Consider the following 23960-nt stretch of genomic DNA (forward strand, 5'->3'; position numbering starts at 1 on the left):
AGTGAGACAGAAGACCGGTGACAGGGTGCACTTCTATGGCAGATTCATGGGTCAATTCGGCGGAGATCCTGGGCGCCGACCTGCATCTGGAGCTCACCGGCGGTGGCAGCCGACGGGCGGCTCTGATGCGTGCGCTGCGGGACGCGATCCGGACCGGTCGGCTCGCGCCCGGCGCCCGGCTGCCGCCGTACCGTTCGCTCGCCGCCGATCTCGGTATCGCCCGCAACACCGTGGCCGACGCCTATGCCGAGCTGGTCGCGGAGGGCTGGCTCACCGCGCGACAGGGCTCGGGGACCCGCGTCGCGCGTCGCACGGAACCGACCACGCCCGTCCGCAGACCGCGCACCGCGACACCCGAACACCGGCCGGTGTACGACCTCATGCAGGGCCGCCCCGATCCGTCCGCCTTCCCCCGCGCCGCCTGGCTGGCCTCCACGCGCCGGGCGCTGACCGCCGCACCGCACGACACCTTCGGGCCCGGTGATCCGCGGGGACGGCCGGAGCTGCGCGAGGCGCTGGCGGAGTATCTGGGCCGGGTGCGCGGGGTGCGGACCGACCCCACCCGGATCGTGGTGTGCTCGGGCGCCGCGCACGCGCTGCGGCTTCTCGCGCAGGTGGTGGGCGGGCGGTGGGGCGTCGAGGAGTACGGGCTGCCCTTCCACCACAGCCTGCTGACCGACAGCGGCGTGCGGACTGTGTCCCTGCCGGTCGACGAACACGGCGCGGTCATCGCCCTGTTGGGCAGGGCACGGGCCGTCCTGCTCACTCCGGCCCATCAGTTCCCGACCGGCGGCCCGCTGCACCCCGAACGGCGGTCGGCCCTCGTGGACTGGGCACGGTCGACGGGCGGTCTGGTCCTGGAGGACGACTACGACGGCGAGTTCCGCTACGACCGCCGGCCCGTGGGCGCCGTGCAGGGCCTGGATCCGGACCGGGTGGTGCTGATGGGGTCCGTGAGCAAGAGCCTCTCCCCCACCCTGCGGATCGGCTGGATGGTGCTTCCGCCACAGCTGCTGGACGACGTCGTGGCGGCGAAGGGCGAGCGCGAGCAGTTCTCCAGCGCCACCGAACAGCTCACGCTCGCGGACTTCGTCCGGTGCGGGGCGTACGACCGCCATGTCCGCAGGATGCGGCTGCGGTACCGCCGCCGGCGCGACCGGCTCGTCGCGCTGCTGGCGAAGCGGGCGCCGCAGGTCCGGGTGACGGGGATCGCGGCCGGACTGCACGCCGTACTGGAGCTGCCGCCGGGGACGGAGCGGGCCGTGGTGAAGGCGGCGGCCTGGCAGGGACTCGCGGTCGAGGGGCTCGCCGACTTCCGCCGTCCCGGCGGCCCGGGCGTGGAGGCGGACGGGTTCCGGGACGGACTGGTCGTCGGGTACGCCACCCCGCCCGAGCATCTGTACGCGGGAGCCCTGGACGCCCTGTGCCGCGCGCTCCCGCCGCCCTGACGCGCACTGCCGCCGGCGGGACGCGCGGCGACCGGAAGACCCTCCCACCTGGATCAACCTTAAGAAAAGTTAAGGAAGTTGCGGGTGAGGACCTTGAGTCGGACCACCCGCCTACTCGTACGTAGGGGCACACGGAACCGACCCGACAGGAGTCCCACGTGTCCCGCAAGAAGACCCTCACCGGTAAGAAGAAGATCGCTCTGCTCGTCGGCGCAGCAACCGTCGTCGGCGGTGGGGCTTTCGCGATGACCGGCACCAGCCAGGCATCGGTCGCCTGCGACGGGCTCGTCACGGCCCTGCAGAACAACGAGCGGTTCATCGCCGACCAGCGCGCCACCCCGGACGCGCAGTCCGAGGCGCGTATCGCCAACCGGCAGGCCGTCATCGAGGAGATCAAACGCAAGCAGGCCGCCTCGGGTTGTGAAGTCGGCACAGGGGGCGGCGAGGCGGCCCAGCCGCCCGCGCAGCAGCCCCCGGCGCAGGAGCAGCCGCCCGCCGAACCCCCGGCGCAGGCCCCGCCGGCCGAGGAGCAGCCGCCCGCCGAAGGGGGCGGCGAGGAGGCCGGCGGCGGTGACGCCGGAGCCGTGGGCGAGGTCGTCTGCGCCGGTTCGACCGTGACGCTGTCCGGCGAGGCCGGTGAGCCCGCCGCCTCCAGCAACCAGTTCCCGGTCGGCACCACGCTCAAGGTGACCAACCTCGACAACAACAAGTCGACGACGGTGAAGGTCGCGTCCACCTCCGGAAGTTGCGCGCTGCTGAACAACGCCGCCTTCGAGCAGGTGCGGGAGCCGGGCAAGTTCCTGATCCGCAAGGCGCGCATCGAGCGCGTGGGCTGACCCGGCACAGTCCGGTGAGCTGACCCGGCACAGCCCGGGCCGGTGCCCGTCCGTCCTCCGGAGCTGTCACCCGAGGCGTCCACACGCTCCGGGTGACCGGAAGGCCTGTTCCGCACTCATACGGTGGGGCGCTGCCCGCCCCCGCCTTGGGGAGTAGCGCCCGTGCGGAACGGGACAGGCGGACGCGGCAGCGCCCGGGCCGGCGCGCGGGGTGACCCGTCCGCGCCCACCGGACGAGCCGCGGTTCGCCACCCCCGACGAGCCGCGGCTCCCCACCCGTCAGGTCCCCTCACGGGAGCCGCGGCTCCCCCTCGCGGGCCGGCAGCTGCGCCTCGGCCTCGGCGAGGATCTCGGTCAGCCGCAGCCCGAACGCGAGGTCACAGCTGTGCGGCCGCCCCGTGCGGGCCGACTCCACCAGCGCGTCCAGCGCGGCCCCGAACGACCCGACCGCGTCCCCCCACTCCGGCAGCGCGGCCGTCCCCGGCTCGCCCACGAGATCGATGCTCACGCCCGAGGCCCTCACCGGAGCGCTCAGCCCCAGGGTCGCCGTGCTCGAAGCGCCCGACGCGTGGCGCAGCACCAGATGCACGGTGTCCTCGGGCCCTGGGGCGGCCGTCACCCGGGTCACGTCGCCGAGCACCGGGATCAGTACGGACAGCACATGCGGGCCGACGTCCCACAGCCCGCCCTTCTCGCGCCGCCAGGGCGAGGCGGCGTACGGGCTGTCGCTGTCGTGCGCGAACAGCGAACCGAGCCACCGCGCATGGGCCGTGTACCAGCCCTTCGCCGCGGCCTGATCCTCGATCCAGGCCGCGGTCTCGGTGGCGAAACGCAGCGTGCAGAACACCACGGACGCCACCCCGGCCCGCTCGGCCGCGTCCGCCGTGGCCCGGGCGGCGGCCACGTCCGTCGCCACCGGCTTGTCCAGCAGCAGATGGCAGCCGGCCGCGGCGGCCCGCGCGGCGAGCGGCGCCTGGATGTCCGGCGGCAGGGCGAAGGCCGCGATGTCGCAGGAGGCGAGCAGCTCGTCGGCGCCGTCCTCCCCGGTGTACGCGGCCGTGCCGTGCGCCGCGGCGATCGCCTCGGCGGCCTCGGGCCGCCTGGCCCACACTCCCGCGAACTCGACACCGGGATGGGCGGCAAGGGCGGGCGCCTGGGTGCGCTCGGCCCACGGGCCGGCGCCGAAGAGTCCGATACGCAGCTGCTTCGCGGGGGTCGTCATGCGGCCCAGTGTGCCCGGCGGAGAAAAATTCCGGGGGAACGGAGCGGGGGCGGTGCTACGTTTCCGATGCCGGCCGCGGGACTCCGGTGCGACTTCCGAGACATGCTTCTGACGCAGTGATTTCGCCGTTCGCACCCCCATTCCCCGGCCGGCTCCAGTGCTTGTGGGGCCCGGGGGGAGACCATGGCGGACGCCGCCGAGACATCTGCCGATCTGGTCGCGGCCGAGGACGTACTGCTCTTCGTGAACGCGGCGATCACGGCGACCGGACAGCGGGAGTTCCGCTCGACGGCCGGCGAGCAGCAGCTCTCCCTGGCGTTTCTGCACGAGTACGTGTGCACCAACTACCGGACCGTGTACGCGGCGGCGCTGGCGCTGGACATCAACGACCACAATGCGGCCGGCATCATCGAACGACTGCTGCGCACGGCGGGTGACACCGACGGCCCGCAGAAGCTCACCGAGGGCCGGCTGATCGCCGCGCGGCTGGCGGCGCTGCCGCCGCAGCGCGTGTACCGGCTGTTCCGCGCGCTGCGCACCGCCAAGGTCAACAACCGCCGTACCCGGGCGATCCAGCGCGACTGGCTGCGGGCCCGCCCCGATCTCGGCCATGACGCGGTGAAGTACCGCAGCGGGCTGAGAGCGGCCGCACGGCACACGCATCTCCCGTTCGGGGCAGGGTCCCTGGACGAGGAGTACGGCGATTTCCTCTTCCGTCCCGGCCGGCGGATCCGGTACGAGGACGCCTTTCTGGACGCGTACCGACGGGCCCACTACGAACGTGAGGCGGTCTACGAGCTGCCGTTCACCGTGGCCGAAGGTTTCGCCGCCAGGCACGGGATCCCGCGCGGGGTGTTCCTGGAGCGGATCGCGCCGCGGATGACGCGGCTGGAGCGGCTGCGTACGCAGGGCTCCGGCACGACGGCGGATCTCAGCGTCATGCCGCTCACCCGGCTGTGCCTCTATGTCCTGTCGCTCACCCGGCAGGAGCGCGTGGACCGGCGGGCGGAGCTGACGGGTGCCCTGCGGGCGGCGGCGCTGCGGGCCGCGGGGCCGCACGCCGGTACCTGGGGCAGGGTGGCCGCCGTGCTGGACGACAGCTACTCGTCCTACGGCTCGGGGGTGAAGCGCCGTCGGCCGCTCGCCGTGGCGCTCGGATCGCACTTCCTGCTGGAGGCGCTGGCCGGGTCGTACCGCGCGCACTGGACCTCGGGCGCCGGGGATCCGCTTCTGGTGCGCCCGTGGGGGCCGAGCCCGGTCGGGACCCGCATCCTCGACGCACTGGAGCACTCCCCCGACCGCCTGGTGATCGTTTCGGACGGCTGGGACAACGCGCCGCCCGGGCTGGCAGGCGAGGTGCTGCGCGTCTGGCGGACCCGCCTCGATCCGGACCGGCGCACAAGTGTCGTGCATGTGAACCCTGTATACGACGCGGACGGGTTCGACGTCCGCCGGCTCACGCCGGGCGTGCCGACAGCGGGCATCCGCGACGCGGAGGATCTGACGGCGCTGGTGGAGATCGCGCAGTTCGCCGAGGGCCGCACACGGCTGGGCGAACTCCAGGCCTATCTCGACCGCCGCTGCGGCCAGTTCCTGCACCGCCATCAGGAGGGGGCACGATGAACAAGCTGGACATGACCGGCCTGACCGCGGCGCCCGGCCAGACGTGGGGCGGTATCCGCCTGGTGCCCCTGCTGCGCGACAAGCCGGTGGACGGGCTGCGGCTGCGCCACGAGGTCTACGGCCCCGGATACGGCGCGGTGGAGACCGGGCCCCGGACGTCCTACCTCTCCTACGTCCCGCACGGCTTCGTCGCCGACTGGTCGGGCGACGGCAGCCGGTCGGCCACGTACGGAACCCAGCTGGGCGACGGCAGCCCGGTGACCATTCCCGTGCGCCGTCACCACCGGCTCGCCAAGCGCCGCTCCGTGAAGGGCGTCAGCGAGCAGAGGCTGCGCTTCCTGCCGCTCCATCTCGCCCTGGACGGCTATCTGGCACTGCACTTCAACGGGCCGTCCGTCGTCTGGGACGAGTGGTCCCAGCAGGCCGTGCGCCGGGGACTCTCCCCGCGCGCGGAAGCGGCCTGGGCCGGGTGGCAGGTGCGTGGTCTCGCGGAAGCGCTGCGGCTCTTCGAGATCCACCCGGACCAGTGCGGCGTGCTCGTGTACGCGGCGGACTCGCTCGCCGCGGCCTTCGTCGTTCCGCACCCCGAGGACTACCGCGCCCTGCATCCGTCGCTGATCGAGGATCTGTACGGCGAGCTGGTGCACCAGTACGCCTTCTTCGGCGCCGCGGTGCCCGCCTTCGAGGCCAGGATCCGCGACAGCCGCCACCTCACGACACTCGCCGATCTGCGGGCGGCAGCGCTGGCACAGGAGCGCAGCTGGACCGCGGCCCACGCCACCCTGTTCGCGAACCGGCTGCTCGACCCGTCGTACCTCTACGAACGGGTCTACCGGATGCAGTCGTTCGTGCTGTGGCGCTTCCTGCCCTCCTTCAGCCGCGGCGAGGCGGAGCAGCACATCGGCGAGGTCATCACGGACCACAAGGGCCGGGTCGCCTATCTGAAGACCTTTCGTCTGTCCGAGGCTCAGATCCGCCGCGGCCATCTGCTGAACCGGCTGCACGACCACGACTGGCATCTGGGCCGGACGGCGCAGTCGCTCGGCACCACTGAGGCCGATCTCGTCCGAAGAATCCGTGACGCGGGCTTCTCGTCCCTGCTCAAGCACGGGGTCGAGAGGGTGGCCAAGGGCTAAAATCCGGGCTCCACGGGGGGCGGCGCGGACGGGCGGCGCCCGCGGCAGGTGAGCGGCAGGAGCAGCCCGCATGACGCGCGTGTTCATAGCTTCGTCGACGGAGGGCCGGCCGTTCGCGCAGGCCGTGGCGGCCGTGCTGGCGCGGCAGGGGGTGGAGCCGCTGCTGTGGTGGAGCCAGCAGTGTTTTCCACCCGGGATGACCCTGCTCGACTCGCTGCTGCGGCTGCTGAACGAGGCGGACGGCGCGCTGATCATCGCCACTCCGGACGACCGGACCACGCGGCGCGGGGCCACGAGCTACGCCCCCGCGAGCAACGTCCTCCTGGAGTACGGGCTGTTCACCGGACGGCTCGGCCAGGCACGTGTGGCGATCGTGACGGTGGGGGATCCCGATCTGCCCTCCGACCTCGGCGGAGTCGTCCATCTGCGGCTCGGCCCGCCGGAGGCGCACCAGGACCCCTCGGTGTACGAATCGGTGGAGATCGAGCCGCGGATCGTGCCGTGGCTGCGCACCCTGGACGCGGTGAGCAGCAACGGCGCGCGGATCGCCGGTCTGCTCACCCGCCTCGCCCCGCAGGCCAAACCGCGCGACCGGGTACGGCTCAAGGCACGGGTGCTGTGCGACCAGCTGGACTCGCGGGCCTTCCCCAAACTGCCCGAGCCGCAGGTCCTCGACATCCTGCGGCGCTACGCCCTCTCGTACGGGCGCGAAGAGCGGGTCGGACATACGGTGAAAACGCCGGTCGCGGGCTATCTCGATCTGACGCGCGTCGCTCCGGAATCCCTCGACCAGCGGGTCCTGGCAGGCCACCTGGCCTACCATGTGGCCGAACTGGTCAGCCGAAAGGTAATGCGACCGACACTGCTCGCCGTTTCCAAGGTGGCGGCCACCGGTATTTTGAGCGCGGCAGCCGACTTGCTACCCTTCCCAGCCGTCTACGTAAGTCCCTATGGCCCGAACCGTGACAACCCCGTCGAGGGTTTTTACGAGAAGGGCGATCGTGCTGTCCTGTTGCACGATGTGGCCCTGAGTGGACATCATCTGGTCGATTGCATGACCGCCCTGAGGTCCGCAGGCATCAATGCCCGACACATTGTTGCGCTCGCCGAACACGACGGTCAGAACGAGGCGCTCGATTCATTGCTCGAAGAAAACGGGATCATGATGCACACCGCCGTGAAGTTCACCCCAGGCACCGGACGCGGCCCGCAGGCGGTGGAGACCATCCAGCCCCTCGGCATCACCGGTGCCCCGGACGCGGAGACCCCCTCGCCGTGTCTGTTGTGCGATGTGCTGCACGACGCCGAGACCACGCCGTTCCGCAGCCTGTTCGAGCGTGCGGAACTGCCGCGCGAGCTGCTGGCGGAGGCCGACGGCTTCGTGGTCGTCGCCGACGTCGCCCCACTGACCCGGGGGCATGTGCTCATCGTCCCGGACGAGCACGCCCTGTCGATGTCCGCCCTGCCGGCCGCGTCGCTGGAGACGCTGGAAATGCTGCGCAGGCACGTCACCTCGGTCATCCGCGAGGGGTACGCGTCGGACGTCGTCGCATTCGAGCACGGAATGTGCGACCCCACGGTGCGTTCCTCCTGTGGAATCGACCATGCACATCTGCATGTCCTGCCGCTGGACCAGTCCGTCACCGATGGCTTCCGGGAGCGCTTCGCATGCCGGGAAATCGGATCCCTGTCCGAACTGCCGCAGGCCAACGACGCGCAACAGGAATACCTTCTGCTGATCGACCAGGAAGGCAGGCACCATTTCGCCCCGACCCAGGTGTCGACGAGCCAGTACTTCCGCAAGATGATCGCCGATAAGACCGGCGAGCTGCTCTGGAAATGGAGCGACAAAGTCCTGCTGGGCGACCGCGCGGAGACCCGCAACCGGATTCTGGAGCTGCACCGTGTCTTCGGCGTATCCGGCGCATCCGGCGTATTCGGCACCTTCGGCTGAGGGGACCTCACCCGCCGCCGGGCCGGGCCACCGGTCCGGCGTAACACGGGGTTCACAGTCGGGCAACGGCCGGGAAATCGCGTCTTGCCAAGCTGCGCGGCATACCGCTGGACCCGCAAAGGATGAGGCCCGTGACCTTCAAGGCTGAGTACATCTGGATCGACGGCACCGCGCCGACGGCCAAGCTTCGCTCCAAGACGAAGATCCTCACCGAGGCCGGCGGCGAGCTGCCGATCTGGGGCTTCGACGGGTCCAGCACCAACCAGGCCGAGGGGCACGCCTCCGACTGTGTCCTGAAGCCGGTCTTCTCCTGCCCCGACCCGATCCGCGGCGGCGACGACCTGCTGGTGCTGTGCGAGGTCCTCAACACGGACATGACGCCGCACCCCTCCAACACCCGGGCGCAGCTGGCCGAGGTGGCGGCGGGGTTCACCGCGCAGGAGCCGATCTTCGGTATCGAGCAGGAGTACACGTTCTTCAAGGGCAGCCGCCCGCTCGGCTTCCCGGAGGGCGGCTTCCCGGCCGCACAGGGCGGCTACTACTGCGGTGTCGGCGCGGACGAGATCTTCGGCCGTGACGTCGTCGAGGCCCACCTGGAGAACTGTCTCGCGGCGGGTCTCGGGATCTCCGGCATCAACGCCGAGGTCATGCCCGGCCAGTGGGAGTTCCAGGTCGGCCCGCTCGCCCCGCTGGAGGTCTCCGACCAGCTGTGGATCGCGCGCTGGCTGCTCTACCGCACCGCCGAGGACTTCGAGGTCTCCGCGACGCTCGACCCGAAGCCGGTGAAGGGCGACTGGAACGGCGCCGGTGCGCACACCAACTTCTCGACCAAGGCGATGCGCGAGGGCTACGACGCGATCATCACCGCCTGCGAGTCGCTGGGCGAGGGCTCCAAGCCGCTCGACCACGTCAAGAACTACGGCGCCGGCATCGACGACCGGCTGACCGGGCTGCACGAGACCGCCCCGTGGAACGAGTACAGCTACGGCGTCTCGAACCGCGGCGCCTCGGTGCGCATCCCGTGGCAGGTCGAGCAGGACGGCAAGGGCTACATCGAGGACCGCCGCCCGAACGCCAACGTCGACCCGTACGTGGTGACCCGTCTGCTGGTGGACACCTGCTGCACCGCTCTGGAGAAGGCCGGACAGGTCTGATCCCGCCCGTTCCGCACCAGGGGCGCCCGCCGTACCGGCGGGCGCCTCTTGCTGTTCCCGTCACCGGGTGGCCGGGCCGTCCCGCGAGATCTGTGTCTCGATCCGTGAGAGGGCCCCTCCTTCGCACGCCGTTCATCTGATTCAATGGGCCCATGGCCAGCCTTGAGAACCCCGCGACAGGTCGCACCGACCTCGAGCCGTTCTGGCCCTCCCGGCAGCACCACGACTTCGACCGGGTGTGTTGCCGCGCGGTGAACGCGCAGGCCCTCTAAAGCCGTTCCGGCCTTCGGCCAGCGCGCACGACGTACGTCCGTCCTCTGACGACTCGACGACTCCTCCGCGCGAAAGAGCTGACCTCTCATGGCGAACTCCCGATCCTTCTCCGCCGTCCACTCCCCCGCGCCCGCGGCCCCCACCGTGCAGGGGACCGGCCCCGGCGCCCTGCACCCCGGCCGTCACCGGCTGCGTGCCATCGACCGCGACGAGGTCGTGCCGCTCGGCAGCCTCGGCAGTCTCGTGAACGTGATGGACTTCCTGCCGCCGGGCGCCACCTGGCTGCCCGCGCCGCAGCACAATGTGTCCGGGCTGCCGGGCCGGCCGCCGATGCTCGGCTATCTGGTCCTCGTCCCGGCCGAGCAGCAGGGCCCGACCGGGCTCCTGCCGGAGCCCGCGCGTCTCGACACCGGCGAGGGTGCCGGTCCCGTGCGGATCGACGCGTCCGAGCGCACCGCGTATGTGGACGGCCGGATGCTCGACCTGACGTATCTCGAATTCGAGCTGCTGGCGCACCTGGTGGCGCATCCGCAGCGGGTGCACACCCGCGACCAGTTGGTGACCACGGTGTGGGGCTACGGCCATGTCGGCGACGGCCGGACCGTCGACGTCCATGTCGCCCGTCTGCGCCGCAAGCTGGGCGCCGACCACCGCCGGACGATCCAGACCGTTCGGCGGGTCGGCTACAAGTACGCGCCCTGACCCGGCGCCTGACCCGGCCCCCAGGGGGTAGCCGAGGGGCCCGGCCCGCCGTGCGGCGGACCGGGCCCCTCGGCATCAGATCCCTCAGGTACGCGCCCTGACCTTCCGTACGGCGCCGACCGCCGCGTCGACCAGCACGAACGCCAGCAGGGAGATGCCCAGCAGCGGCACGAACCAGCCGACGAGGGCCGTGGCCGCGGCGAGCGGCAGCAGGGCGGTGACGGGCGCCTTCCGCCAGGCTCCCCGCGGTATCGGCCGGCCTCCGGCGAGCGTGCTCCCCTTCGTGGGCCGGCGCAGCCACCACATGCGGTAGCCCCACAGGATCAGCAGGATCAGGGCCAGCGCGAGGGCCGCCAGGGCCAGCTGGTTCGCCAGGCCCAGGAAGACGCCCATGTGCGCGTCGATACCGAAGCGGGTCAGCTTGGCGAGCACCGGGTAGTCCGCGAACCGGAGTTCGTCGATGACCTTGCCGTTCGCGGGGTCGACGGCGACGGAGTCGAGGTGGACGGGGAACACGGTGTCCGTCTCCTTGACCACATAGCCGGTGCCCTCGGCGGGCATCGTGATCGCCAGTTTGCCGTCGATCCCCGAGGCCTGTGCGGACCGGAGGGCCTGGTCCACACCGACGTCCGCACCCTGGTGGGCTTCTCCGGCGCCGTCGCCGTGCCCCGCGTGTTCACCGCCGGCGGCGGCACCGGGCTCGACGGCCGCGGAGACGGCGGGGGTGGCGCCGCCGAGCTGGTCCTGCACCGCGCCGATGTTCTCGCCCGCGTACCGCGACCAGGTCAGACCGGTGGCGGAGAGCAGCACGAGACCGATCACGGCCCACAGACCGACGGTGCCGTGCCAGGAGAGCGTCCTGCGGCGGCCCTTGGTCCCGCGCTCGGGCACGAACAGGGCGCGCTTCGAGCTGCGCCGGCGGCCGATCCACAGCAGCAGACCGCCCAGCGCGACCACCCACAGCCAGCTGGCGGCCAGTTCGCTGTAGTGGCGGCCGAAGTCGCCGAGGAGGAGGTCCCGGTGCAGGCTGTCGATCCAGCTGCGCAGCGGGAGGGCACCCGAACTGCCGTAGGAGGGCAGCTCGCCGCGGACCTCCGCGGTGTACGGGTCGACGAAGACGGCGAGGGACTTGCCCTCTTCGACACCGGGGGCGTCCATCAGGACGCGGGTGGTGGCGCCGTCCTCGGAGCTCGGCCAGACGCCGGTCACCGTGCCGTCGGGCCGGGCGTCGCGGGCGGCCTGGACCTGGGTGCTCAGCGGCAGGGCACGGTCGCCGGCCGGGACCTCCAGCTCGTGGCTGTAGATGACCTTTTCGGCCTGGAACGAGAGGGCGTAGAGCAGCCCGCTGGCGGCTGCGGCGAGCAGCAGCGGCGCGATGAGCAGACCGGCGTAGAAGTGGATACGCAGGACGAGGGGCCGCAGGGCACTCCAGGTGGAGCCCGTCGGTGACTCCTGCTCGGTTTCAGTTCTGCCTTGGGCAGGGGCGTCAATGGCCATGATGATCCTGGGGAGTTGATGTCGACATGGGGGAATCGGCCCCAGGTCAGACGGCTGCTCCGGGGGCCGTGGCGCGGGGTGCGAGGAGCGCGGGCGGCCCGCGGCGCACCAGGGTGTGGCCGAGGACGACGCTGCGGCGCCGGACGGCGGCGGACCGGCGGCGCGCGAGGGGCCGCGGCGGTTCGGGCAGCGCGGGGACGGCGAGCAGGAGCCGCAACGGTGTGAAGGCGAGCGCGCCGACGGCGGCGGCGACCCGGAACACGGCGGTCTCGCCGCGGGCCAGCCACAGAGCGCAGAGAACGGCGGCGAGGAGGTGGGCGGCGAGCATGCCGCCGGAGGAGTGTCCGAAGAGGCCGTCGACCGTGGTGTCGACAGCCATGGTGTCGGCGGACAGGGAGCCCGGCGGTGTGGGGCCGGCCACCATGGTGCCGGCGGACGCGCCGTGGTCGTGCGAGTGGGAGGGGCCGCCCGTGTGCGGCTGGGCGCTGCTGAAGAGCAGATGCAGCGCACCCTGCACGGCGAGCACACCGGTGCCGATGGCGAGGCCACCCCTGCGGCGGGCGCCGGCGAGCCAGGCCACCGCCGCGGTCACGGCGAACGCGGGCAGCAGCACGGCGAACGGGATGTCCTGCCCAGACATGAACGAATGCCCCATCGCAGCCAATGCGGTGCAGACAGCCGCGAAGAGTGCGGCCCGCAGGGCGCGCATCGGCGACCGGGCATCTGTCATGGTCCGCACATGCTGCCATCCCGCACCGGGAAATGGGCACCCGCGGGCGGGATTCGTCCGACCGCCTCCGGCGTTTCCGGGCTCGGGCGACCCCGGATCGCCCGCAATCGGCCGCGATCCGGCGCGATCCGCGTGATTTCTCTTCTACCGGCAGAACTCCTGGTCAGCGCGGACAGGATGGAGGCAGGGTCGGGTGCATGAGACTTCTGATGCTCGGAGGTACGGAGTTCGTCGGTCGCGCGATCGTCGAATCGGCCCTCGCCCGGGACTGGCACGTGACCGTCTTCCACCGCGGGCGGCACCCCGCACCGCCCGGCGTCACGGAGCTGCTCGGCGACCGCACCACGCCGGACGGTCTCGCGGAACTCGCCGAGGGCCGGTGGGACATGGTCGTCGACACCTGGTCCGCCGCGCCGTCGGTGGTACGGGACTCGGCCCGGCTTCTCGCCGGCCGGGTGGACCGCTACCTCTATGTGTCGAGCTGCTCGGTGTATGCCGCGCCCCATACGGCCGGGTACGACGAGACCGCACCCGTGGTCGACGGCTCGGCGGACGCGGGCGACGTGGCGTACCCGGAGGCGAAACGCGGTGGTGAACTCGCCGTCGTGGAGGCGTTCGGCGAGGACCGTTCGCTGCTGGTGCGCGCCGGGTTGATCATCGGCCCCTGGGAGAACATCGGCCGGCTGCCGTGGTGGCTGCGGCGGACCGCCCGCGGGGGCCCGATGACGGCGCCCGGCCCACGGGACACACCCCTCCAGTACATCGATGTGCGCGACCTCGCCGACTGGACGCTCTCGGCCGCGGAGCGCGGGCTGAGCGGTCCGTACAACCTGGTGAGCGAGGCGGGGCACACGACCGTCGAGGGGTTGCTGGAGGCGTGCGTCCGGGCCACGGGCGCGGACCCGGAGCTGCGCTGGACGGACCCCGAGGTGATCCTGGCGGCGGGCGTGGAGCCCTGGACCGACCTGCCGATCTGGGTGCCCCGGGAGCAGTTGCCGGAACTGCACCATGCGGTGCACGGCGTCGGGGTCGCCAAGGCGCTCGCGGCGGGCCTGCGATGCCGGCCGGTCGGGGAGACGGTGGCGGACACCTGGGAGTGGCTCCAGTCGATCGGCGGCGAAGCACCGCAGCGGCCCGACCGGCCGGTGGTGGGCCTGTCCGCGGCCGCGGAGGCGAAGCTGCTGGGCACGTGAACGCGCCGGCGGGGCTGGGATTCCAGCCCCGCCGACGCGTTCGGGGTGCCTGGCTCAGGTCCGGGTCGGGCGTCCGGGTGCGCCGGGGTTCGACCCCGATCGGGCGTCCGGGCACGGGGGTTCGGGCACGGGGGTTCGGGCACGGGGGTTCGGGCACGGGGGTTCGGGCACGGGGGTTCGGGCACGGGGGTTCGGGCACGGGGGTTCGGGCACGGATCGGCGACCGGCTTCGGGCGCCCGCGGTCAGGCCCGGCCGCCGTGCACAGCCCCGGGGCCCGAGCCCCGGAATCCGCGCACCCGGTACCGCGCCGACCTCAGCGGCCCGCCGGTACCGGTGCCGCGTGCCGGCCCTGACCCGCCGCCGGCGGCCCCTCTCCGTGTTCCATGCTCGGCAGCCACCGCAGCCCCCTGGGCGTACGCCAGTTGCGTTCCCCGAGCAGCGCCATCACCGACGGCAGCAGCACCATCCGGACGACCGTCGCGTCCAGCAGCACCGCCACCGCGAGGCCCACTCCCATCTGCTGCATGTCCTGCATGGACAGCGTGCCGAAGACCGCGAACACCGCGACCATGATCGCCGCCGCGCCCGTCACCGCGCCGGCCGTACGGCGGATGCCCTCGCTGATCGCGGCGCGGGTGTCCGCGCCGCGGTCTCGCGCCTCGCGGATCCGGGACACCACGAACACGTGGTAGTCCATCGACAGTCCGAACAGCACCACCAGGACGAACAGCGGCATCCACCCCTCGATCGCGCCCACGGCCTCGGTGCCGAGCGCGGAGGCTCCCCAGCCGTGCTGGAAGACCGCGGTCATGACGCCGTACGCGGCGGCCACCGAGAGCAGGTTGAGCAGGATCGACGTCACGGCGATGACGTACGAGCGGAAGCACAGCAGCATCAGGAGGAAGGTGACGGCCGTGATGAAGACGAACACCGGCACGATGCCGCGCTTCAGCTGGTCGTTGAAGTCGACGGACTCCGCCAGCTCACCGCCGACGCGTACCTGTGCGCCGGTGCCGTCGAATGCGGCCGGGACCGTCGTGTCGCGCAGTTCGGCGAGTGCGGCCTCGGAGCGGTCGTCGCTGCCGTTGCCGGGAAGGTTCACCTCGATCTCGGCGATGTTCTTCGCCGCGTGCACGGTGACGTTGTCGAACCCGGCGAGCGCTTCGCGTACCGGCGCGGCGGTGATGTCGTCCGCCGTGACGACCACGAGCGCCGGCTCGGGACCGACGGGGAACGCCTGGGTGATCTTCTTGTGCGCCACCGAGAGGGCGGAGTCCGAGCCGAACTGCTTTTCCATGCCGAGCTGTTCGGTCTTCATGCCCAGTGCCGGGGCCGCCAGCACCAGCAGGACGGCGACCGCGCCGAGGGCGAACAGCTTGGGCCTGTTCAGGACGGGCTTCAGCACGGCGCCCGCGATCGCGCCGCTCTCGTGCACGCCCTTCTTCTTGCGGCGGTTGAGGAAGGGCAGCCGGCCCGCGTCGATCCGGTCGCCCAGCCAGGCCAGCAGGGCGGGCAGGACGGTCACCGAGCCCAGCATGGCGATGAAGACGACGAGGATCGTGGCGAGGGCGAACCCCTTGAAGAGCATCAGCCCGGACAGGAACATCCCGGCCATCGCCATCATGACGGTCACGCCGGAGACGAGGACGGCGCGTCCGCTGGTGGCGGCGGCGATCCGCAGAGCGGTGTCGGCGTCGTGACCGGCGGCCCGCTCGTCGCGCTCCCGGCGCAGGTAGAACAGGCAGTAGTCGACTCCGACGGCGAGTCCCATCAGGAACATCACGGAGTACGTCGTCTGGAACAGATGCAGCTGATGGCTGGCGAGGGAGAGGAGGCCGAAGGCCGCCATGCACGCCGTCAGTGCGAGGGCGACCGGCAACAGGGCGGCGACGACCGCACCGAAGGCGACCAGCAGGATGCCCAGCGCCAGCGGTACGGCGGTGAACTCGGCCTTCTGGAAGTCCTCGGAGAGCAGGTCGCCGAGCCACTTCTCGGCGCTCGCCTGCCCGAACTGGTGCACCTCGACGCCGTCCCGGCCCGCTGCCGTGTCGCGTACGGCGTCGAGCACGGGCTGCACCCGGTCGGCGGCCGTTTTCGCGTCACCCTTGATCTCGAAGCGGATCAGGGCCTCCCGGTCGTTCCCGGAAGCCAGCGGCGGCTCGACCTTGGCGGCCTCGCCCGTCTTCCCGATCGCCGCGGCCAGATCGCGTGCCGTGTCCTTCCAGCCGCCCGCGGTCCGGCTGCTGACCAGGACCAGTTCGCCGGCCGGCCGGTCGAGGCCCGCGTCGTCCAGCATCTTCTGGGCCCGCGCGGAATCGCCCGTGCCCTGCTCGGACTCGGACATCTCGACCATGCCGGAGGCCCCGCCGGCCACGGTGGCCAGGACGACGAAGAGGAGCCAGCCGATGATCGCCGTCTTCCGGTGGTGTGCGCTCCACACACCCATACGTGCTGCGAGGTTGCCCCTCATGACGTTTTCGCCCCCATGGTCCATCGATTCACGCGCCGGGCCGGCGCCGAACGTGCCGAAGCAAGTCGAAACAAGTCGAACGACTCGAGTACGACGCTAGAAACCGGCGGGCCCGCGCCCCAGCCGTCAGGACCCCCGCCCACGGAGCCATAGGGCGAGCTCAGGAGGGTGGTGCTGGGTACACCCCCGTTCGGGGTCCGGACCCAGTGCCCCGGCACATGTGCCACGGCCACACTGGGGCCTGAGACCGATCAACGAGGGGAATCCCGATGAAGTCGACGAAGGCACGAGAAGCGGTGACCGCCGGCGCCCAGGGGCTGGCGCTGAGCCTGATGGCACTGATCGGATCGATCACGCTCTTCGTCCTGGCGGTGGTCTCCATCTCCCTGATCCCGATCGGTGTGGGGGTGTTCACCACCCCGCCGATACTCCAGGCGGTGCGGGCGCACACCAACCAGCGCAGGCTCCTCGCCGCCCAGTGGTCGCGCACGCGAATCCCCGTCCGCTACCGCCCGTTCCCGCGCGATCTGCGCGGCGGCATCACGGGGCAGGTCGAGCGCTGCACCGTGATGCTCAAGGACCCCGCGACCTGGCGGGACCTCCAGTGGATGCTGGTCGACATGACGGCGGGTGCCACCGTCGCGATCCTCGCGCCGGGGCTGATCCTGGAGGGCGTCTTCGGTCTGCTGCTCGCCGCCGGTCTGTGGAACCCGGTCGTCGACGCGGGGGGCACGTACTGGTACGCCTTCATCCCCGTCACCGGCTGGGGCACGGCAGGCCTCGCCGCGCTGCTCGGCCTGTTCTGGCTGCACCTCGCTCTCCGGGTCAACCCGGTACTCGTGCGCACCCACTTCAGGATCGCCGGCTCGGTGCTGGTCCCGGGCCGCGAGGACGAGCTGGAGGAGCGCATCGACCGGCTGACCGAGACCCGGCACGACGCCCTGGACACCTCGGCGGCCGAACTGCGCCGCATCGAGCGCGATCTGCACGACGGCGCACAGGCCCGGCTGGTCGCGATGGGCATGAACCTCGGCACCATCGAGGCCCTCATCGAGAAGGACCCGGCGCAGGCGAAGGAGCTCATCTCCAAGGCCCGTGAGTCCTCCGCGGAGGCGCTGACCGAGCTGCGCGACCTGGTCCGCGGCATCCACCCGCCGGTGCTGGCCGAACGCGGGCTGGGCGATGCGGTGAAGGCGCTCGCCCTGCGGCTGCCGGTGACGGCCGAGGTGGACGTGGATCTGCCGGGCCGCGCGGACGCACCGGTGGAGTCCGCCGCGTACTTCGCGGTCAGCGAGGCCCTGACGAACGCGGTCAAGCACGCGGAGGCGGACCGGCTGTGGATCGACGTGTCGTACGCGGACGGTTCGCTGCGGATCGCCGTCACCGACAACGGCGGCGGCGGTGCGCGGATCGGCGCCGGATCCGGTCTCAGCGGCATCGAACGGCGACTCGGTACATTCGACGGAGTACTCGCCGTCAGCAGTCCCGCAGGCGGCCCGACCATGGTCACCATGGAGATCCCTTGCGAGTTGTTCTAGCCGAAGACCTGTTCCTGCTGCGTGACGGTCTGGTGCGCATGCTCGAGGCGTTCGGCTTCGAGATCCTGGCCGCGGTGGAGAGCGGGCCCGAACTGTCCAAGGCACTCGCGGAGCTGGAGCCGGACGTCGCGGTCGTCGACGTCCGGCTTCCGCCGTCGCACACGGACGAGGGGCTTCAGTGCGCGCTGGCTGCGCGCCGGGCGAGGCCCGGCCTGCCGGTGCTGGTCCTCTCCCAGCATGTGGAGCAGCTGTACGCACGGGAGCTGCTGGCCGACGGCAACGGCGGCGTCGGCTATCTCCTGAAGGACCGGGTGTTCGACGCGGAGCAGTTCATCGACGCGGTCCGGCGGGTCGCGGCGGGCGGTACGGCGATGGACCCGCAGGTGATCTCCCAGCTGCTCAGCCGCCGCGCCCGGGACGAGCCGATGGGCGGACTGACCCCGCGCGAGCGCGAGGTCATGGAGCTGATGGCACAGGGCCGGTCCAATGCGGCGATCGCCGCCCAACTCGTGGTCACGGAGCGGGCGGTGGCCAAGCACACCTCCAACATCTTCGCCAAGCTGGGGCTGCCGGTCTCGGACGACGACAACCGTCGCGTCCTCGCCGTTCTGGCCTACCTCGACCACGGCTGAGGGGGCCGCCCTCCTTCCGCTCGGTATGCCGGATTTGGCGATGGAGATTTCTACGAATCCCGGATTGCTTTGAACACCCCATGAGCCCCACCCGTATGGAACGTTGCGCTTCTCCCTCTGCCGGGACCCCCCAAACCCACACCCGGCAACGAAGCAGAGGAGTTCCATGGGACGCAATACGAGAAAACGCTCAACGCTGGCGAACCGGGCGATCGTCGCCTCGGCCGCTCTGATCCTGGGCGGGGGTGGGCTAGTGGCGGTCAACTTCTACGCATCCGCGGGTGAAGGCTGGTCATCCGGTCCGCGAACGCAGCGGGCCGAGAATGCCGGACAACAGGTGTCCACCATTGACTGCCCCGAGGTCGCCAACGAACTTCCCCGTGAAATGCCCAGGCAGGCACGCGGAGAAGTCGACCGTGAACTGGCCGCGATCGACAGCCAGATCACGGACGCGTACAAGAAGTTCGCTGATCAGAAGGAACAGATTCAGCGTGATCCGCAGTTGGCGGAGAACGCGATTCTCAATCCTCTGAAGGACAAGCGTCAGGCGAGCATCGACCGGATCACGAACGCCATCGGCCGAGGTGGCAACAAGCCGCAGGGGATGAACAACCTCGCCCCCTGTTCGCTGCGTGACGACGGCAACGACCAGGGCGACGGCCAGAACCAGGGAGACAACCAGGACGGCAACCAGGACCAGGGCCAGGACGGCGGTCAGGACCAGGGCGGCAACGACCAGGGCCAGGACAACGGCGGGCAGGACCAGGGTCAGGACAACGGCGGTCAGGACGGCGGCCAGGACAACGGCGGCCAGGCCGGTAACGGGCCCCAGGACGACGACTTCGTCGACATCCAGTCCATCGAGCCGAACGTCGACGAACCGCAGGAGGGCAATGACGCCTCCACGGGCTCCTTCGCCACCGATTGCGGGGTGAACGAGAACGGCAAGTTCAACCCGGACAACGTCATCGTCGCCCCCGGTGTCGCCAATGGCGCGCACCATATGCACGACTACGTCGGAAACCAGGCGAACGACGCTTTCGCGAGCGACGACGATCTCGCCAATGGCGACACCACCTGCCAGAACCAGGGTGACAAGTCGACCTATTACTGGCCGGTGCTGCGTCTGCAGAACGGTCAGAACGAGAACGACGCCAATGCGGACGGCGGCGGCAACGACCAGAACGTCGGTGAGATCCAGCAGCCTTCCGAGGTCACGCTGAACTTCGTCGGCAACCCGGTCAGCAAGGTCACCGCGATGCCGCGGTTCCTGCGCATCATCACCGGTGACGCCAAGGCGTTCACCAATGGTGACGCGAATGCCAATGCCTCCTGGAGCTGTACGGGATTCGAGGACCGTCAGCTGAAGGACAAGTACCCGATCTGCCCCGAGGGCAGCCAGGTGGTGCGCTCCTTCAAGTTCCAGAGCTGCTGGGACGGTCAGAACATCGACAGTGCCAATCACCGCACCCACGTGGCGTTTGCGAACGAGGACGGCGAGTGCGGTGACGGCTTCCAGGCGATTCCCCAGCTGGTGCAGCGGATCGTGTACGACGTGCCTCCGGGCCCGGGCTTCGCGGTCGACTCCTTCCCCGAGCAGCTGCACAAGCCGATCACGGACCACGGTGACTTCATCAACGTCTTCGACGACAACGTGATGGACGAGCTCGTGGACTGCATCAACAACGGCCAGAAGTGCCAGTGACCCTGTCCGAGTGACCCACCCGGACCGGCTGGAACGGCCCCCCTCTTGAGGGGGGCCGTTCCGTGTGTCCGGCCCCCCTGCCGCTGCCGCGCGGTCGCGCGGGCTCAGCCGCCGTGGTGCCCGGTGTGCCCCGAGTGGTCCTTGCTGGGCTCGCCGCTTCCTCCGCCGGAGCCGTGCTGGACGCCGGTCTCCACCGAACCGCCGAGCCGGCCGCGCAGCGCGGTGACGACCTTCGCGTCGCCCACGGCGATCCACTTGCGGCCCACGAGGTAGGAGCCGCCGTAGTCGTTGGCCTCGTTCAGCCATTCCCGCTGGCCGCGGTCGGTGGCGAAGGTGGCCAGCACGTACTTGCCGTCACCCGTGGTGCAGTTCGCCTGCCGCAGCTCTTTCGCGTTCGTCTGGATGTTCGGTTTGCACGCGGCCTTCGCCGCGATCTGTTCGAGCGTGCCGGTCGCCGTCTTGGGGACCTTCTCGTCGCCACGCCCGTCACCGTCGCCGGAAGATCCGCACGCCGTGGCCAGGGTCAGGGCCAGAACTGCCAGTGCCGCGCGGGCTGTACGCCTCGCGCCTGTCTTCGTACTCGTCCGCATCCGGCCATCGTGCCCCTTCACCACCGATCCGGGGAGTCGAACGGCGGGTAACCTGCGCCACGCACGCACCGCTTGTGACGTGGGCAACACGGAGGATTGCTGATGTTCGAGCTGTCGAGACGTACCGTGCTGGGCACCGCGGGGGCGATCGGTGCGGGTGCCGCCCTCGCCGGGCAGGTCCTGGCGGCCGCCGCGCCACTGCCCACCGCGCTGCCCGTCTCACTGCCCGCCTCGCCGCCAAGGACTGCGGCGCCGTCCGGCCCGGCCGCGGCGCACGCGGCTCTGCGGCGGCTGCTCCCCCGCCACGCCGACCAGTTCACGCTGCGGCTCCTCGACGGCCCCGAGCGCTTCCGGGTGACCGGCTCCGCAGGCCGTGTCGAGGTCGCGGGCACCTCGGGCGCCGTCCTGCTCACCGGCGTGCACTGGTATCTCAAGTACGTCTGCCGGGCGCACATCTCCTGGTCGGGGAGCAACCCCGCGCTGCCGCACCGGCTGCCGGCCCCCGGCCGGCCGCTGGAGCGGGCGGCGACCGTCCCGCACCGGTTCGCGTACAACGACACCCACGACGGCTACACCGCTCCGTACGCCGACTGGTCGCGCTGGGAGCGGCTGCTCGACGTCCTCGCCCTGCACGGCTGCAACGAGGTACTGGTGACCCCGGGGCAGGAGGCCGTCTACCACCGGCTGCTGATGGACTTCGGCTACTCCGACACCGAGGCCCGCACCTGGCTGCCCGCCCCCTCCCACCAGCCGTGGTGGCTGCTGCAGAACATGAGCGAATACGGCGGCCCGCTCTCGCAGGCGCTCATCGACCGCCGCACGGACCTCGGCCGCCGGATCGCGGACCGGATGCGCGAGCTCGGGATGCACCCGGTGCTGCCCGGCTGGTTCGGGACGGTCCCCGACGGTTTCACCGCCCGCAATCCCGGCGCCCGGGTCGTGCCGCAGGGTACCTGGAACGGACTGCGGCGCCCCGACTGGCTCGACCCCCGCACCGGGGCCTTCGCCGAGGTCGCCGCCGCCTTCTACCGGCACCAGGCCGAACTGTTCGGCGACGCCGCCCACTTCAAGATGGATCTGCTGCACGAGGGCGGCAGCGCCGGGGACGTACCGGTCGCCGACGCGGCCCGGGCCGTGGAGAGGTCGCTGCAGACCGCGCATCCGGGCGCGACCTGGGTGATCCTCGGCTGGCAGTCCAATCCGCGGCCCGCGCTGCTGGACGCCGTCGACACCGGCCGGATGCTGATCGTCGACGGACTCTCCGACCTGGACACGGTGACGGACCGGGAGAAGGAGTGGGGCGGGGCGCCGTACGCCTTCGGCACCATCCCCAACTTCGGCGGCCGGACGACGGTCGGCGCCAACACCGACCGCTGGACCGCCAAGTTCACCGCCTGGCGCGACAAGCCCGGCAGCGCGCTCGTCGGCACCGCCTACATGCCGGAGGCGGCCGAGCGCGACCCGGCGGCGCTGGAGCTGTTCAGCGAGCTGGCGTGGCGGGAGGAGCGGATCGACCGCCGCGAGTGGTTCGAGGAGTACAGCCGCTTCCGCTACGGCGGCGACGACCCCGCCGCGCGGGCCGCTCTCGGCACGCTCGCCACGACCGCGTACCAGCTCACCAGCACGGACGGACGGCCGTACGACTCGCTGTTCTGCCGCCGGCCTGGCCTGTCCGGGGCCATCGGCACGGCCTTCGACCCGGCCGCCTTCGACCGGGCGCTCACCGCGCTGCTGGACGTGCGGCCGGCGCTGCGGGACTCGGACACCTACCGCCACGATCTGACGGATGTCGCCCGGCAGGCGCTCGCCAACCGCTCACGCACCCTCCAGCTCCCGCTGCGTGCCGCGTATCTGCACGGGGACGTGGACACCTTCCGCGCGCTGTCCTCGCTCTGGCTGAAGCTGATGCGGCTGAGCGACACCATGGCCGGCTGCCATCGCGCCTTCCTGCTCGGGCCCTGGCTGGAGGACGCCAAACGGCTGGCCACCAGTGCCGGTGAGGCGGTGGAACTGGAACGTACCGCCCGCGCCCTGATCACCACCTGGGCCGACCGTCCCGCCGCCGCCCAGCTCAGCAACTACGCCAACCGCGACTGGCACGGGCTGATCAACGAGGTCCATCTCCCGCAGTGGGAGGCCTATCTGGACGAGGTGGCCACCGCGATGGCGGAGGGCCGCTCGCCCACGCCGTTCGACTGGTACCCGGCCGAGGAGGCCTGGACCCGGGACCGCCGGCCGCATCCGGTCCGGCCCACCGGCGACGCGTACCGCACCGCGCGCCGCGTCCACGACACCCTGGCCACGGCCCCCTACCAGGGCTTCGTCGAGGTCTCGGTGGACCCGCCGGCCTTCACGCCCGGCAGCGAGGGGACCGTCACGGCCGCCTTCCGCAACCTCAACGGGCTGCGGGGCACCGGCCGGGTCGACCTCGGCCTGTCCGGCCTCACCGCCGAACCGCAGGGCGCCGGCCGGCTGCCCGGTGTGCCGGCGGGCGGAACCGGCTCGGTCGCCTGGCGGGTGACGGCGCCCCCGGAACCGCTCACCGAGCCGCTGCGTGCCCTGCCCTACGAGCTGCTCACACGGTACGGGCCGCGCGGCGCGGAGCGGGTCGCCGTCACGCAGAAGGGCGCCCTGCACGTCGCCGCGCCGCTGGGCCCCGAGTGGCGCACCTTCACCAGCAACGCGGCCGTCTTCGGGCAGCTGGACGACCGGTTCGCGGTCAACGGCGCGGGCAACGACCTGTGGCGGGGCACCGCCCAGTTCGGCACCGCCTACCGGGAGGGGGCGCTGACGCCCGGCAGGAGCGTGCTGCTCCGGGTGGACGCCCAGGACAACACCGGGTCATGGGCCCGCGCCGGCATCGTCGTCCGCAACAGCCTGGCCACCCCCGGCGACACCGGCTTCCTCAACCTGGCCGTCACGCCGTCCCAGGGCGTCGCCCTCTCCTACGACACCAACGGCGACGGGACGCTGGACACCTACCGGCGCGTGACGGGGGTCCGCGCCCCGGTGCTGCTGCGGCTGACCCGGGGCACGGGGACGTCGTTCACGGGCGCCTGCTCGACGGACGGCGGGACGACGTGGCGGACCGTCGCCACGGTCTCCGTGCCCGGGGCCGCCGGCGTGCAGGACGTGGGGCTGTTCATGACGGCCATAAACGGTGGCGGTGGGGCCCGCGGCACGGTGCGGTTCAGCGGATGGTCGCTCCGCTGAGACCGTCTCACCACCGGGGCGGTGACCATACGACCATTCGCTC

General features: G+C 71.5%; 17 protein-coding genes. 12 read left to right on the forward strand and 5 right to left on the reverse strand.

Annotated elements, in window-relative coordinates:
- Positions 1-35 precede the first annotated feature (35 nt).
- A complete protein-coding gene (locus tag ACQPWZ_RS10120) occupies positions 36-1448 on the forward strand; it encodes a PLP-dependent aminotransferase family protein (RefSeq protein ID WP_433571145.1) in 1413 nt (470 codons plus the stop codon).
- Between the two features lie 158 nt (positions 1449-1606).
- On the forward strand, positions 1607-2284 hold the full coding sequence (locus ACQPWZ_RS10125) for a hypothetical protein (RefSeq protein ID WP_383247544.1): 678 nt from the start codon (positions 1607-1609) through the stop codon (positions 2282-2284).
- Positions 2285-2573: 289 nt separating this feature from the next.
- Here ACQPWZ_RS10125 and ACQPWZ_RS10130 read toward each other — a convergent pair whose 3' ends face one another.
- Complete coding sequence (locus ACQPWZ_RS10130) at positions 2574-3506, reverse strand: Gfo/Idh/MocA family protein (protein ID WP_433571146.1); 933 nt, start codon at positions 3504-3506, stop codon at positions 2574-2576.
- A gap of 183 nt (positions 3507-3689) precedes the next feature.
- Here ACQPWZ_RS10130 and ACQPWZ_RS10135 point away from each other — a divergent pair, with 183 nt between their 5' ends.
- From ACQPWZ_RS10135 to ACQPWZ_RS10155, 5 genes are all read left to right on the forward strand, one after another.
- A complete protein-coding gene (locus ACQPWZ_RS10135) occupies positions 3690-5129 on the forward strand; it encodes a hypothetical protein (RefSeq protein WP_433571147.1) in 1440 nt (479 codons plus the stop codon).
- On the forward strand, positions 5126-6265 hold the full coding sequence (locus ACQPWZ_RS10140) for an ARPP-2 domain-containing protein (RefSeq protein WP_433571148.1): 1140 nt from the start codon (positions 5126-5128) through the stop codon (positions 6263-6265). The genes ACQPWZ_RS10135 and ACQPWZ_RS10140 overlap by 4 nt, the downstream gene beginning before the upstream one ends.
- Before the next feature lie 70 nt (positions 6266-6335).
- Positions 6336-8219, forward strand: coding sequence for a TIR domain-containing protein (locus ACQPWZ_RS10145; RefSeq protein WP_433571149.1), 1884 nt, complete (start codon positions 6336-6338; stop codon positions 8217-8219).
- Positions 8220-8350: 131 nt separating this feature from the next.
- Positions 8351-9373, forward strand: a complete 1023-nt coding sequence (gene glnII, locus ACQPWZ_RS10150; protein ID WP_340472717.1) for a glutamine synthetase — start codon at positions 8351-8353, stop codon at positions 9371-9373.
- 360 nt (positions 9374-9733) lie between these two features.
- Entirely contained in the window at positions 9734-10348 is a 615-nt protein-coding gene (locus tag ACQPWZ_RS10155) for a winged helix-turn-helix domain-containing protein (RefSeq protein ID WP_433571150.1), read from the forward strand.
- Between the two features lie 84 nt (positions 10349-10432).
- Here ACQPWZ_RS10155 and ACQPWZ_RS10160 read toward each other — a convergent pair whose 3' ends face one another.
- On the reverse strand, positions 10433-11845 hold the full coding sequence (locus tag ACQPWZ_RS10160; protein WP_433571151.1) for a PepSY-associated TM helix domain-containing protein: 1413 nt from the start codon (positions 11843-11845) through the stop codon (positions 10433-10435).
- 46 nt (positions 11846-11891) lie between these two features.
- Entirely contained in the window at positions 11892-12485 is a 594-nt protein-coding gene (locus tag ACQPWZ_RS10165; RefSeq protein WP_433571152.1) for a hypothetical protein, read from the reverse strand.
- Positions 12486-12772: 287 nt separating this feature from the next.
- On the opposite strand from ACQPWZ_RS10165, the gene ACQPWZ_RS10170 reads away from it, so the two are divergent.
- Positions 12773-13768 (forward strand): NAD-dependent epimerase/dehydratase family protein, encoded by a 996-nt coding sequence (locus ACQPWZ_RS10170; protein ID WP_356699023.1) that lies wholly within the window; start codon positions 12773-12775, stop codon positions 13766-13768.
- Between the two features lie 314 nt (positions 13769-14082).
- On the opposite strand, the gene ACQPWZ_RS10175 is transcribed toward ACQPWZ_RS10170, so the two are convergent.
- Positions 14083-16239, reverse strand: a complete 2157-nt coding sequence (locus ACQPWZ_RS10175; protein ID WP_340472722.1) for an MMPL family transporter — start codon at positions 16237-16239, stop codon at positions 14083-14085.
- Between the two features lie 269 nt (positions 16240-16508).
- Here ACQPWZ_RS10175 and ACQPWZ_RS10180 point away from each other — a divergent pair, with 269 nt between their 5' ends.
- The 3 genes from ACQPWZ_RS10180 (at position 16509) to ACQPWZ_RS10190 (ending at position 20114) form a co-directional block, all read left to right on the forward strand.
- A complete protein-coding gene (locus ACQPWZ_RS10180) occupies positions 16509-17777 on the forward strand; it encodes a sensor histidine kinase (protein WP_340472723.1) in 1269 nt (422 codons plus the stop codon).
- The gene (locus tag ACQPWZ_RS10185) at positions 17762-18409 is read left to right on the forward strand and encodes a response regulator transcription factor (protein WP_313946726.1); all 648 of its coding nucleotides are present in this window, start codon (positions 17762-17764) and stop codon (positions 18407-18409) included. Before ACQPWZ_RS10180 ends, ACQPWZ_RS10185 begins: the two co-directional genes overlap by 16 nt.
- Positions 18410-18575: 166 nt before the next feature.
- Positions 18576-20114 (forward strand): DUF1996 domain-containing protein, encoded by a 1539-nt coding sequence (locus ACQPWZ_RS10190; protein ID WP_340472724.1) that lies wholly within the window; start codon positions 18576-18578, stop codon positions 20112-20114.
- A gap of 104 nt (positions 20115-20218) precedes the next feature.
- Here ACQPWZ_RS10190 and ACQPWZ_RS10195 read toward each other — a convergent pair whose 3' ends face one another.
- On the reverse strand, positions 20219-20704 hold the full coding sequence (locus tag ACQPWZ_RS10195; protein WP_340472725.1) for a hypothetical protein: 486 nt from the start codon (positions 20702-20704) through the stop codon (positions 20219-20221).
- A 102-nt stretch (positions 20705-20806) separates the two neighbouring features.
- Between ACQPWZ_RS10195 and ACQPWZ_RS10200 the strand changes: the two genes are divergently transcribed.
- Positions 20807-23917 (forward strand): alpha-N-acetylglucosaminidase, encoded by a 3111-nt coding sequence (locus ACQPWZ_RS10200; protein WP_433571153.1) that lies wholly within the window; start codon positions 20807-20809, stop codon positions 23915-23917.
- Positions 23918-23960: the final 43 nt, after the last annotated feature.

The organism is Streptomyces sp. CA-251247 (genome assembly GCF_050952975.1).
GTDB classification, from domain to species: Bacteria; Actinomycetota; Actinomycetes; order Streptomycetales; family Streptomycetaceae; genus Streptomyces; species Streptomyces achmelvichensis.